The 12,055-nt window shown below is 72.2% G+C and carries 12 protein-coding genes and 1 pseudogene; 10 read left to right on the top strand and 3 right to left on the bottom strand.

Going from position 1 to position 12,055, the window contains the following annotated elements; genetic code table 11:
- Positions 1 to 127 precede the first annotated feature (127 nt).
- The 10 genes and pseudogenes from ACFPLC_RS29145 to ACFPLC_RS29190 all read left to right on the top strand — a co-directional run bounded on the left by ACFPLC_RS29145 (position 128) and on the right by ACFPLC_RS29190 (position 9,595).
- Positions 128 to 505: a VOC family protein gene (locus ACFPLC_RS29145; protein WP_378208109.1), complete on the top strand. Its 378-nt coding sequence runs from the start codon at positions 128 to 130 to the stop codon at positions 503 to 505.
- Positions 506 to 542: 37 nt separating this feature from the next.
- Entirely contained in the window at positions 543 to 1,388 is an 846-nt protein-coding gene (locus ACFPLC_RS29150) for an NAD(P)-dependent oxidoreductase (RefSeq protein ID WP_378208112.1), read from the top strand.
- Positions 1,389 to 1,623: 235 nt separating this feature from the next.
- A complete protein-coding gene (locus ACFPLC_RS29155) occupies positions 1,624 to 2,010 on the top strand; it encodes a DUF948 domain-containing protein (protein WP_013224580.1) in 387 nt (128 codons plus the stop codon).
- Entirely contained in the window at positions 2,007 to 2,309 is a 303-nt protein-coding gene (locus ACFPLC_RS29160) for a hypothetical protein (RefSeq protein ID WP_378208115.1), read from the top strand. Before ACFPLC_RS29155 ends, ACFPLC_RS29160 begins: the two co-directional genes overlap by 4 nt.
- A gap of 72 nt (positions 2,310 to 2,381) precedes the next feature.
- Complete coding sequence (gene alaS / locus ACFPLC_RS29165) at positions 2,382 to 5,042, top strand: alanine--tRNA ligase (RefSeq protein WP_378208118.1); 2,661 nt, start codon at positions 2,382 to 2,384, stop codon at positions 5,040 to 5,042.
- Positions 5,043 to 5,073: 31 nt separating this feature from the next.
- Positions 5,074 to 5,535: a Holliday junction resolvase RuvX gene (ruvX, locus tag ACFPLC_RS29170; protein ID WP_191316309.1), complete on the top strand. Its 462-nt coding sequence runs from the start codon at positions 5,074 to 5,076 to the stop codon at positions 5,533 to 5,535.
- On the top strand, positions 5,532 to 7,826 hold the full coding sequence (gene mltG / locus ACFPLC_RS29175) for an endolytic transglycosylase MltG (RefSeq protein WP_378235964.1): 2,295 nt from the start codon (positions 5,532 to 5,534) through the stop codon (positions 7,824 to 7,826). The genes ruvX and mltG overlap by 4 nt, the downstream gene beginning before the upstream one ends.
- A 16-nt stretch (positions 7,827 to 7,842) precedes the next feature.
- Positions 7,843 to 8,670 carry a shikimate dehydrogenase gene (locus tag ACFPLC_RS29180; RefSeq protein WP_378190928.1) on the top strand — a complete coding sequence of 276 codons (828 nt, stop codon included), beginning with the start codon at positions 7,843 to 7,845 and terminating at the stop codon, positions 8,668 to 8,670.
- A 57-nt stretch (positions 8,671 to 8,727) separates the two neighbouring features.
- Positions 8,728 to 9,309, top strand: a pseudogene (locus ACFPLC_RS29185) (GrpB family protein); the annotation flags it as partial.
- 73 nt (positions 9,310 to 9,382) lie between these two features.
- Positions 9,383 to 9,595, top strand: coding sequence for a hypothetical protein (locus tag ACFPLC_RS29190; protein ID WP_378190899.1), 213 nt, complete (start codon positions 9,383 to 9,385; stop codon positions 9,593 to 9,595).
- A gap of 24 nt (positions 9,596 to 9,619) precedes the next feature.
- On the opposite strand, the gene ACFPLC_RS29195 is transcribed toward ACFPLC_RS29190, so the two are convergent.
- The 3 genes from ACFPLC_RS29195 to ACFPLC_RS29205 are packed head-to-tail and all read right to left on the bottom strand — an operon-like array spanning position 9,620 to position 12,014.
- Positions 9,620 to 10,279 (bottom strand): TetR family transcriptional regulator, encoded by a 660-nt coding sequence (locus ACFPLC_RS29195; RefSeq protein WP_378190897.1) that lies wholly within the window; start codon positions 10,277 to 10,279, stop codon positions 9,620 to 9,622.
- 19 nt (positions 10,280 to 10,298) lie between these two features.
- Entirely contained in the window at positions 10,299 to 10,712 is a 414-nt protein-coding gene (locus tag ACFPLC_RS29200; RefSeq protein WP_191316505.1) for a hypothetical protein, read from the bottom strand.
- A 57-nt stretch (positions 10,713 to 10,769) separates the two neighbouring features.
- Entirely contained in the window at positions 10,770 to 12,014 is a 1,245-nt protein-coding gene (locus ACFPLC_RS29205) for an alpha/beta hydrolase family protein (RefSeq protein ID WP_378190895.1), read from the bottom strand.
- Between the last annotated feature and the right edge of the window lie 41 nt (positions 12,015 to 12,055).

Consider the following 12,055-nt stretch of genomic DNA (forward strand, 5'->3'; position numbering starts at 1 on the left):
CGGGGGCCCTTTTGAACGCCGTTCACGCGGAACGCGGGCCGCGGCGGCCAAGATCATCGGAGTTCGTAAACTTCCCCCTTCAGGTGGCCCGAACACCGAAGGCCCCGCGACGGCAGGAGGCGTGCCCGTGCCCGCGACGCTGCAGTGCATCGTCCTGGACTGCCCGGAACCCCTGTACCTCGCCCGCTTCTACCAGGCCCTGCTCGGCGGCGAGGTGGACCGGCCCGACCCGCGGTGGCGCGTGGACGAAGACTGGTCGACCCTGCACGTCGACGGGATGGTCCTGGGGTTCCAGCGGGCCCCCGACCACCGGCCGCCGAGCTGGCCGGACCCCACCTTGCCGCAGCAGTTCCACCTCGACTTCGAGGTCGACGACTTCCGCGAGTCGCACCACGTCGTCCTGGCCAACGGCGGCCGACTGCTCGACCCCGACCTCGGCGGCCGGGGCTGGCGCGTCTACGCCGACCCGGCGGGCCACCCCTTCTGCCTGCTCGGCGACTACTGAGCGCGCGGCCGCGGCCCGGCTCCGCGACGATGGCGGCATGACTGTCGCGTTTCTCGGAACCGGGATCATGGGCGCCCCGATGGCGGCCAACATCGCCAAGGCGGGCCTCGACGTCCGCGTCTGGAACCGGACCCGGGCCAAAGCCGAACCCCTGTCCGACGTCGCCACGGTGGCCGGCTCGCCGTCCGCCGCGGCCGACGGCGCGGACATCCTCGTGACGATGCTCGCCGACGGTTCCGCCGTGGCCGAAGCGTTCGAAGCCGCTTCGCCTGCGTCGGGAACGTTGTGGCTGCAGATGAGCACGGTCGGCCTCGACTGGACCGACCGCCTCGCCGCGCTGGCGGAGCAGGCGGGGGTCGTGTTCGTCGACGCCCCGGTGCTCGGCACCCGCCAGCCCGCGGAACAGGCCCAGCTGCTGGTGCTGGGCTCGGGCCCGGAGGAGTCCCGGCCGGCGGCGACGCCGGTGTTCGACGCGGTCGGCATGCGCACGATCTGGCTCGGCCCGGCGGGCCGCGGCAGCCGCCTGAAGCTGGTGATGAACGCGTGGGTGCTCGCCCTGACCAACGCGACGGCGGAGAGCCTCGGCCTGGCCCGCGCGCTCGGCCTGGACCCGGCCCTGTTCCTCGAGACGATCAAGGGCGGCGGCCTCGACGTCGGCTACGCGCACGTGAAGGGCGGCGCGATGCTGGCGGGCGAGTACCCGGCGTCGTTCCCGGCCGGGCTGGCGGCGAAGGACGCCCGCCTGGTGGTGGAGGCCGCGGGCGAGGAGGTCGACGTGGCGGGGGCGAAGGCGGTGCTGGCCCACCTGGAGGCGGCGGTCGAGGCCGGGCACGGAGACGAGGACATGGCCGCGCTGTACCGCGCGGTGCTGAAAGAGCGGTAGGAGCGCCGAAGAAGAGCCCGGGCCGCCGGGGCGCCCCCCGTTTTCGACTCTACCGGTCGGCACCGACAGTTTCGGCAGGTGACCACCGCCGGCCGGAGAACCACCGGCCGGGGAACCGCCGAGCCGGACCGGCTCCGGGCGAGGACGTTTTCCGGCCCGGCGGGGTGACACGGTCGGGGACCGGCCCAGGCGGTAACCTCAACCGGCATCCCGACCCCTGAACCGAGGAGGGCCCGTGTCGGCAGGGCAGATCGCCGCGTTGATCGCCGCAGGAGCATTCGTGGTGCTGGTCGTCCTGCTGGCGATCCCGCTGATCAAGCTCGGCAAGACGCTGGACGCGGCCACCGAGGCGATCGAGCGCACCAACAGCAACACCGATCCGCTGCTGATCGGCGCGAACGAGACGATCACGCACGTCAACACCCAGCTCGAGCGGGTGGACGGGATCACCGCGAACGCGCAGGCGGTCACCGGCAACGTCTCCGCGCTGGCGTCGGTGTTCACCGCGACCCTGGGCGGCCCGCTGGTCAAGACCGCGGCGCTGTCCTACGGCCTGTCCAAGGCGATCAAGGCGCGCAAGAAGAAGAGCGCCTTGAAGGCCGCGCGGAAGGCCGGCAAATGAAGCGGCTGTTCTGGCTCGGCGTCGGCGTCGTCACCGGGGTCGTGCTCTCCCGCAAGGCCGCCGAAACCGCTCGTCAGGCCACTCCGGCCGGGTTAGCATCGAACCTGGGGGACGCCGTGCGCGAGCTGGCCGGCGCCGTGGGTTCGTTCGGCGCCGAGGTGCGCGCGGGCATGAACGAGCGGGAACAGGAGCTGCACGACATGGTCGAGGAGCGGGCGGGCGTGAGTGCGCCCCGCGCCGAGGGACGGCACGCGGCCGCCCGGCGCCCGGTCCGGCGAGCTCGCCGGGCGGAGGGCTGATCCGGGCCTGCCCGGAACCCTTCCGCCGTCGCCGCCACTCCGCTGCCGAACCACAGCCACAAGGACTGACCCGTGGACACTCACGAAATCACCGACCGTTTCCTGCGCCATTTCGAAGGCCGCGGCCACACGCGCGTGCCCAGCGCGCCGCTGATCCTCGACGACCCGAACCTGCTGTTCGTCAACGCCGGCATGGTGCAGTTCAAGCCGTACTTCCTCGGTGAGGCACCGCCGCCGTACCCGCGCGCGACCTCCGTGCAGAAGTGCGTGCGCACGCCGGACATCGACGAGGTCGGCAAGACCACCCGGCACAACACGTTCTTCCAGATGGCCGGCAACTTCTCCTTCGGCGACTACTTCAAGGAAGGCGCCATCGAGGCGGCCTGGGAGCTGATCACCAAGCCCCAGAGCGAAGGCGGCTTCGGCCTCGACCCGGACCGCATCTGGGCGACCGTCTACAACGACGACTCCGAAGCGGCCGGCCTGTGGCGCAAGCTCACCGGGCTGCCCGGCGAGCGCATCCAGGCCCGCGACGGCAAGGACAACTACTGGGACATGGGCGTGCCCGGTCCCGGCGGCCCCTGCTCGGAGATCTACTACGACCGCGGCCCGGCGTACGGCCGCGAGGGCGGCCCGGTCGCCGACGAGGACCGCTACATCGAGATCTGGAACCTCGTCTTCATGCAGGACGTCCGCGGCGACCTGAGCCCCAAGCTCGGCCACCCGCCGATCGGCGAGCTGCCGAAGAAGAACATCGACACCGGCATGGGCGTCGAGCGCGTCGCGACCATCCTGCAGGGCGTCGAGAACGTCTACGAGACCGACCTCGTGCGCCCGGTGATCGGCCGCGCGGAGGAGTTCTCGGGCCGCCGCTACGGCAGCAACCACGCCGACGACGTCCGCTTCCGCGTCATCGCCGACCACGCCCGCACCGGCGTCATGCTCATCGGCGACGGCGTCACCCCGGGCAACGACGGCCGCGGCTACGTGCTGCGCCGCCTGCTGCGCCGCATCATCCGCTCCTCGCGCCTGCTGGGCGTGCACGAGCCGGTGCTGCAGGAGTTCGCGAAGGTCGTGCGCGACACCATGGGCCCGACCTACCCCGAGCTGGTCTCCGGCTTCGACCGCATCAACGAGGTCGTCCGGATCGAGGAGGAGGCCTTCCTCTCGACTCTCACGAGCGGTTCGCGCATCTTCGACCTGGCGGCCGAGGAGACCAAGCGCGGCGGCGGCGACGTGCTGGCCGGCGACAAGGCGTTCCAGCTGCACGACACCTACGGCTTCCCGATCGACCTCACCCTCGAGATGGCGGCCGAGCAGGGCCTGACCGTCGACGAAGAGGGCTTCCGCACGCTCATGAACGAGCAGCGGACCCGCGCGAAGGCCGACGCGGCGGCCCGCAAGACCGGCCACGGCGACCTGTCCGAATACCGCAAGGTCCTGGAGCAGCACGGCGAGACCGAGTTCCTCGGCTACACCGACCTGCAGGCCGAGGCGAAGGTCGTCGCGCTGCTCGAAGACGGGCAGCCGGTCCGCAGCGTCTCCGCGGGCAAGAAGGCGGAGCTGGTCCTCGACCGGACGCCGTTCTACGCCGAAAGCGGCGGCCAGGTCGCCGACACCGGCGTCCTGCTCGGCGACGGCGTCGAGCTGAAGGTCCTGGACGTCCAGAAGATCGTGCCCGGCCTGTACGTGCACCGCGTCGAGGTCGTCGACGGCGAGGTCGGCCTGGACTCCAAGGTCACCGGCTCGGTCGACGCGCACCGCCGCCTGTCCATCGAGCGTTCGCACTCCGCGACGCACCTGGTGCACGCGGCCGTCCGCGGCGCGTACGGCAAGCGCGCGGCGCAGGCGGGTTCGCTGAACTCGCCGGGCCGCATGCGGTTCGACTTCACCACGCCCGGCTCGGTCTCGTCCGACGTGCTGACCGAGGTCGAGGAGGAGGTCAACGACTACCTCCAGACCAACGTCGAGGTGCAGAGCTACACCACGACCAAGGACAAGGCCCTCGAGCTCGGCGCGGTCGCGCTGTTCGGCGAGAAGTACGGCAACGACGTCCGCGTGGTCGACATGGGCGACTACTCCCGCGAGCTCTGCGGTGGCACGCACGTCGACCGGATCGGTCAGCTCGGCCTGGTCAAGCTCGTCTCCGACGCCTCCATCGGCTCGGGCGTGCACCGCGTCGAGGCGCTGGTCGGCACGGACGCGCTGAAGTACGTCCGCAAGGAGCAGCTGCTGGTGTCGCAGCTGGCGAACACCTTCAAGGTGCCCTCGGACCACCTGCCGGGCCGCATCGACGACGTCCTGACCCGGCTGAAGAACGCCGAGAAGGAGATCGCCCAGCTCAAGACCCAGCAGGTGCTGGGCTCGGCGGGCGCGCTGGCGGGCAAGGCCGAGGAGATCGGCGGCTTCTCCGTCGTGGCCGAGGTCGTGCCCGACGTCGACGGCAACGGCCTGCGCGCGCTGGCTTCGGACATCCGCGGCCGCCTCGGCACCCGGCCGGGTGTCGTGGCGCTGTTCTCGCCGTCCGGCGACAAGCTGAGCTTCGTCGTCGCGACGACCGAAGCGGCCCGCGACAAGGGTGTGGCCGCGGGCAAGCTGGTCCCGTCGTTCGCCGAGAAGATCGGCGGCCGGGGCGGCGGCAAGCCCGACATGGCCCAGGGCGGTGGCACGAACCCGGCCGGCGCGGCCGAGGCGGCCACGGCCTTGCGCGCGGCGATTGCCGGCATTGGTTAACCGCGGAAACCGCGGTCCGGACCGCCCCGGCGTGGGCGATCCGGGCCGCGGCCGTCGGCTCGGAGTGGATGTCGGATCCGTCCGGGTCGGAGTGGCGCTGAGCGATCCGGCCCCCCTGCTCGCCTCGCCATTGGTTACCCTCTCCCGCGATGCGACCGACGACACTGACCTGGACCAGCTGGCCGCCCTCGTCACTGAGCACGAGGTGGTCGAAGTGATCGTGGGCCTGCCGAGAACCCTCGCCAACCGGCAGGGTCCGGCGGCCGAGCTGGCGATCGCGTATTCTGAACGCCTGGCCGGGCGGATAGCGCCCGTGCCGGTCCGGCTGGGCGACGAGCGGCTGACCACGGTCACCGCATCCCGCATCCTCTCCCAGCGCGGGGTCAAAGGCCGCAAGCAGCGTGCGGTGGTCGACCAGGCCGCCGCCGTCGAGATCCTGCAGGCCTGGATCGACGCCGCCGCTGCGCACCGCGCCCGGGAGGGAGACCGATGAACGAGCAGCCACCCGAGCCCGCACGCGGGCGCCGGCGACTGCGCGAGCCGGAAGCGGCCACCCCGCCGCCGTCCCGGCCCGCACCGCGCCGCGCCGACCCGCGGACCGCGGACGCGCGCCGCAGCCCGAGCGGGCAGCACGAGCTCCCGCCCCGCCGCGGGCAGGCCCCCAGCGGTGAGTACGACCTGCCCCAGCCCTCCCGCCGGGCCCGGCCCGCGGACCAGGCCTACGACCCGCGTCGCGACGCACCGCAGCCCGGCCGTCGCCGCCTCGAACCTCCGGCCACCCTGCCCTCGGCCGACGCCGACCTCGACCCGCAGGAGCGGCGGGCCGCTCCGGCCCGCGCCGCCCGCGCCCGCCACGGGCTCGACGAGGGCTCCGAGATCGAGCCGCCGTCCGGCCGCCGTCGCCGGCCGGCACCGGGCCCTGACGAGGCCGAGGACCGGCCACCCCAGCGGCGCGCCGCGCCCGAGCGCATTGAGCCGGCGCCCGCACGGCGGCGCCGCACCGATCGGGAGGCCGCCGAGCCGGTCGAGCCGCCGCCGTCGAGACGGCGGCGCGCCGATGCGGACGCGGCCGAGCCGGTCGAGCCTCCCCCTTCGAGACGGCGGCGTGCCGATGTGGACGCGGTGGAGCCGGTCGAACCACCGCCTTCGAGACGGCGCCGCGCCGATCCGGATGCGGCCGAGCCGCCTTCACGACGGCGTCGCGCCGATGCGGAGCCGGTCGAGCCGGGCCGTCGTGGCCCCGCTCCCGAGCCGGGGGAGGCCGCCGGGGCACCCGGCCGCCGCCGCGTCGCTCCCGAGGCGGCCGAAGCCGCCGATCCGCGACGGCGCCGCGCGGCGCCGTCCCCCGACGCCGAACCGCCCGCCCGGCGGCCCGGCCAGCCGGGTGACCGCTCCGCGGGCGTGCCCGAACCCGGCGCCGAGCCGCGCCGCCGCCCGCCGGCCCCGCCCGTGCGCGACGAGCCGGTGACCGACGTCCTGCCCGCGCTGGCCCCGCCGCCCCCGGCCGAACCGCCGCGCGCGCCGCAGGAGGAGCCCGAGCTCTTCGCCGAAGACGACGAGTACGCGGACTACGACGAGTACGGCGACTACGAGGACTACGACGAGTCGGAGTACGACGAGTCGGGATACGACGACTACGACGAAGAGCCCGGACGGCCGCGGAAGAAGAAGGGCAAGCGCGCGCTCGGCTGGATCGCCGCGATCGCGGTGATCGCCCTGCTCGCGGGCGGTGCCTGGTACGGCTTCAACAAGTTCTTCGGCTACGAGGACTTCGACGGGGCCGGCACCGACGACGTGGTGTTCCAGGTCGACGACGGCGACACGACGTCGGCGATCGGCGCGAAGCTCACCACCGCGGGCGTGGTCGCCAGCACCAAGGCGTTCGTCAAGGCCGGCGAGGGCAACCCCAAGCTCGCCCGGGTCCAGCACGGCTTTTACGTCATGAAGTCGCACATGTCCGGGGCCAGCGCGGTCGACCGGATCACCGACGCGGCCGCCCGCGTCGGCCAGCTGGAGATCCGGCCGTACACGCAGTTCGACGACATCACCCAGCCCGACGGCAAGGTCACGCCCGGCGTGTACAGCCTGATGGCGAAGGCGTCCTGCGCGCAGCTCAACGGCAAGAGCACCTGCGTCTCGGCGGACGACCTGCGCAAGGCCGTCGACGCGGCGGACCTCAAGCAGCTCGGCGTGCCGGACTGGGCGATCGAGCCCGCGAACAAGGCCGACCGCAAGGATCGCAGGCTGGAGGGCCTGATCGCGCCCGGCGTCTACGACGTCAAGCCCGGGTCCACCGCGCAGGAGATCCTCACGCAGCTGGTGCGCAGCTCGGCCGAGGCGATCCAGAACGCCGGGCTGACCCCGCAGTCGGCCGGTCCCGGGATGACGCCGTACCAGACGCTGATCATCGCCTCGATCATCGAACGCGAGGCGGTGAAGGCCGACTTCGGCAAGCTCTCGCGGGTCATCTACAACCGGCTGAAGATCAATATGCGGCTGCAGATGGACTCGACCGTCAACTACGTGCTCGACCGGCCGACGCTGCTCACCGACGAAGGCGAGCGGGCGAAGTCCGGTGCCTACAACACCTACAAGAACACCGGGCTGCCGCCGACGCCCATCGCGGTGGCGAGCGTGGACGCGATCAAGGCCGCGGTGAAGCCGCCGGACGGCGACTGGGTGTACTTCGTCAAGTGCGAGAAGAACGGCTTGTCCTGCTTCGCGGTCACCAACGACGAGCACAACCGCAACCGCGATCTGGCCAGGGCACGCGGTGTCATCTGAGCCGCGCAAGGCCGCCGTGCTCGGGAAGCCGGTGGCGCACTCGCTGTCGCCGGTGCTGCACGGCGCCGCGTTCGCCGCGCTCGGCCTGACCGGCTGGACCTACGAGCGGATCGAGACGAGCGCCGAGGAGCTGCCGGCCCTGGTCGGCGGCCTCGGCCCGGAGTGGGCCGGGCTATCGGTCACCATGCCGGGCAAGCGCGCGGCACTGGACCACGCGGACGAGGTGACGCCGCGCGCGGCCGCCGTCGGCGCGGCCAACACGCTGGTCCGCACCGCGCGGGGCTGGCTCGCGGACTGCACCGACGTCGAGGGTGTCACCGGCGCGCTGCGCGCCGCGGGCGGCTACGAGCCGTCCCCGGCGGACACCGCGGTGGTGCTCGGCGCGGGCGGCACCGCGGCGGCGGCGGTCGTCGGCCTCGCCGCGCTCGGTGTCCGGCAGGTGCGGCTGGTCGTGCGCGAACCCGCCCGGGCCGGCGAAACCCTCGACGCGGCGAAGCGGGCGGCGCTCGACGTCGACGTCCTGCGCTGGGCCGACACGGACTTCGCGGCCCTGGGGTCCGCGGCGGTGCTGGTGAACACCGTCCCGCCGGACGCGGTCGCGGCGCACGCGGCCGAGCTGGCGGAGGTCGAGCACGTCCTCGACGTCATCTACCACCCGTGGCCGACACCGCTGGCCGAAGCGGTCGCGGCGCGCGGCGGCCGGCTGGCGACCGGGCTGGACATGCTGCTGCACCAGGCGTTCGGCCAGGCCGAGCACTTCACCGGCCGCCCGGCCCCGCGGGCGGCGATGCGCGACGCGCTGCGCGAAGCGACCGGGAACCTGCTGCCGCTGCCGATCGAATAAACCGGTTGCGCGCGTTGATAATCTGGTCGACTGCCTTGCTGAAGGGGGTCTACCGGAATGACCAGTCAAGACGCGTTGAGCGACGAAGAGGTCCAGAGTGCGTGGGTCGGCGAAGCACCGAAGCTGAACTCGACCGTCACGCTCGCGGACTACGACCCGGAGTGGCCGCGGCTCTTCGAGCGTGAAGCCGAGCGGATCCGGGGGGTGCTGGGGGAGCGGGTGCTCGTGCTGGAGCACGTCGGCTCGACGTCGGTACCCGGCCTGTGCGCCAAGCCGATCGTCGACATCCTGCTGGAGGTCCCCGATTCCGGCGACGAGGACGCCTACGTCCCGGACCTGGAGGCGGCGGGCTACCGGCTCGTCATCCGCGAGCCGGACTGGGAGAAGCACCGCTGCTTCAAGGGCCCGGACACGAACATCAACCTGCACGTCTACTCGCCGGGCAACGGCCAGACCCCGCGCTACCGCCTCTTCCGCGACCGCCTGCGCTCGCACCCGAAGGAGCGGGAACTGTACGCGGCGAAGAAGCGAGAGCTGGCCGCGAAGACGTGGAAGTACATCCAGCACTACGCCGACGCCAAGACGGAGGTGGTCGAGGAAATCCTCGAACGCGCCCGCGCGGCGCAGCGGGACGGGTTTGAAACCGGGTGATACCGGGCACTCATCCCGCGGTTCTCACTTTCGCGGAACTTTACTGAACTGGGGTGGGTGAATGTCGTCTTTCCGAGTGAAGCCGTCCAAACCCGTGGCCGTCTTCGGTGCCGTTTTCGGTGTGGCAATCCTGGTGTTCGGGTTCGTCAACGCGAACAAGTCCGGGGGTTTCATCTGGTTGTGGCTGATTGCCGGAGTGGCGATCATCGGGTTCAACCTGTGGGCCGCGTTCAGCAAGAACGGGGCCACCGAGGTGATTTCCCGCCGGGAATGACGGGCAGGCGTGCGAGAGTGGGTTTCATTCTCGCTTCGCCAGTTCCCGGATCAGGTCGACGATCTCCCGGCTGACGGGCCGGAACACCCGCAGCCGGGAGAGCGCGGCCAGCCGGGCCAGCAGCGGAACGCTGCGCTCCACCAGCAACCGGCTGCGTTTCGTGCCGGCCGAGCGGTCGTGGACCCAGAACAGCACCACGCCCATCTGGAACAGCCAGAGCAATTCCGGGAGCTGTTCCCGCAGCTCCGGATCGAGCTTGACGTCGGAGCCCTCGACGACCTCGCGCATGAGGCCGATCGAGGCCTCGCGGGCGGCCGCGGAGTCGGCGCTGAACGGGCTCAGCGGCGACTCCGGGTCGGCCGCGTTGACGAAGAACTGCGTGCCGAAGCGGTGGTAGGGCTCGGCGACGTCGAGCCAGCACAGCAGCACGGCCTTCAGCCGGGCCGCGAAGCCGGTTTCGCCGTCCAGCAGCCGCCGGGCCGTCGCCAGGTGCTGCCCGGCCATCTCGTCGTAGAAGCCCTGGATCAGCTGTTCCTTGGACGAGAAGTAGTAGTAGGCGTTCCCGACGGAGACGCCCGCCTCGGCGGCGATCGCGCGCATCGTCGTGCGGTCGTAGCCGTTCTCGGTGAACAGCCGCATCGCGGTCGTGACGATCAGGGACCGCGTTTCCTCGCTCTTGGCCACGCGCTGCACGTTAGCGCCGTCAGGGAGCCGGGAAGGGCGGAGCCTGCGGCACGCCCGGGTGGGCGAGCGGCACCGGGGCCGGCTTCGGAGCCAGGTGGCGGCGCCGGATGCCGTTGAAAACCAGCACGTTGAACAGGTGCATGACGCCGAGCACCAGCGCGACCGTGCCGATCTTGACCGACAGCATTTCGAAGACGTCGCGGGCGCTGACCACGAAGCTGCTGCTGGTCAGGAAGAGCGTCACGAAGCCGAGGCTGACCAGGTAGAAGCCGACGACCAGCAGCTGGTTGACGGCGTTGGCCAGGCCGGGGCTGTCGGCGAAGACCTCGGTGAGGAAGGTGCGGCCGTGCTTGCTCAGCGTCCGGGCCACGAGGACGGTCAGCGGAATGCTGATCAGCAGGTAGAGCGCGTACGCGAGGACTATCGGGTCCATGGTTCCTCCAGTTTTGAACGTGTTCAAGGCTGACGGTAGCGCAGTTTTTGAACGCGTTCAAGAAATCCAGTCCGCGATGTCGGCCACCACGGCCGGATCGACGTGCTGCGGTGCCTCGTAGGCGGCCGGGGTGGACGGCCCTTCGCCGCGGAAAAACAGGTGGTCGTCGGCCTCGTGGACGCGGATGGTGACGTCGGACCGCCGGGCCAGGCCCGCCCGCCAGTGCGCGAGGTCGCCGGCCACCGTCACCTGGTAGTCCCGGCCGCCCTGCAGGATGAGCATCGGCTTGTCCAGTGCGGCGGCGGTGACGACCGGGTCGTAGTCGCGCAGGTCCAGCCAGTACGAGGCCGGCCAGCCGAACAGCAGGTCCGCGGCCGGGGTCGCCGGTGACAGGCCGGGGCTTTCGACCAGCGCCGCCTGCCGCGCGACCGACTCGGCCACCGCCGTCGTCGCCGGACCAGGATCCAGTTCGGCCAGGTAGCGGGCGACCCGGACGGCCGCCTGCGGCAGCGGCAGGGTGTCACCGGCCAGGCTGATCACCCCGGCGATCGACGGCTCGGCGGCCGCGACCCGCGGTGCCGCCTTGCCGCCACCGCTGAGCCCCGAGACGAACACCCGCGCCGGGTCCACGTCCGGCTGCTCCTGCAGCAGGCGGACGGCGGCGGTCGCGTGCGGCACGTACTCGTCGGCCATCGTGAAGCCGGGTGCGGAGCCGGTTTCCGGGTGGACGTGGGTCACCTTGTCGAACCGGGCGACCGCGACGCCCCGGGAGGCCAGCCCCCACGCCAGGTCCTTGAACGGCTTGTTGGACCCGGTCGTCAGGTCGCGGTCGGCGGGCCCCGACGCCAGCAGCACCAGCCCCGGCCACGGGCCCCGCCCCCGGGGCACGGTGAGCGTGCCGGGCACCGAGAGCGGGCCGGCGCCGACGGTGACCTCGTGCTCGGCGAACCGGTCCGGCTCGGCGTAGGGCGGTGGCTCCCAAGCCGTGCCGGACGGCGGCGCGAGCCGCAGGCCGTGCAGCAGGCCGGCGTCGTCCACCGACATGATCACCGTGAGGCCCCCGCGCTCGCAGGTCACCGGCACGCTCACCCGGACCAGTCCCGCCGCGGGCGGCTCGCTCACCGGAGTACCGACCGCGCGGACCGGCCCGGTCTTCGCGATCTCCGTCTCCCAGCCGACCCGGAGCGTCCCGGCCGACGCCGCCGCCCGCAGCCGCGGCGCGAACCGCTCCTCGACTTCCGTGAAGCGCCCCGTCGCCGTCAGGGCGACGACCGCCCGGGCGACCACCGCTGCATCCGTCATGTCCGACCCCCACCGTTCTCGTGTTTTGCGAACGTTGTCAC

Source organism: Amycolatopsis plumensis (genome assembly GCF_042652605.1).
In the GTDB taxonomy this organism is placed as follows: domain Bacteria; phylum Actinomycetota; class Actinomycetes; order Mycobacteriales; family Pseudonocardiaceae; genus Amycolatopsis; species Amycolatopsis plumensis.

Coding starts and splice junctions, on each gene's coding strand:
- ACFPLC_RS29190 (WP_378190899.1), top strand. CDS start 9,383: ATGTCGTCTTTCCGAGTGAAGCCGTCCAAACCCGTGGCCGTCTTCGGT.
- mltG (WP_378235964.1), top strand. CDS start 5,532: ATGAACGAGCAGCCACCCGAGCCCGCACGCGGGCGCCGGCGACTGCGC.
- ACFPLC_RS29200 (WP_191316505.1), bottom strand. CDS start 10,712: ATGGACCCGATAGTCCTCGCGTACGCGCTCTACCTGCTGATCAGCATT.
- ACFPLC_RS29160 (WP_378208115.1), top strand. CDS start 2,007: ATGAAGCGGCTGTTCTGGCTCGGCGTCGGCGTCGTCACCGGGGTCGTG.
- ACFPLC_RS29150 (WP_378208112.1), top strand. CDS start 543: ATGACTGTCGCGTTTCTCGGAACCGGGATCATGGGCGCCCCGATGGCG.
- ACFPLC_RS29205 (WP_378190895.1), bottom strand. CDS start 12,014: ATGACGGATGCAGCGGTGGTCGCCCGGGCGGTCGTCGCCCTGACGGCG.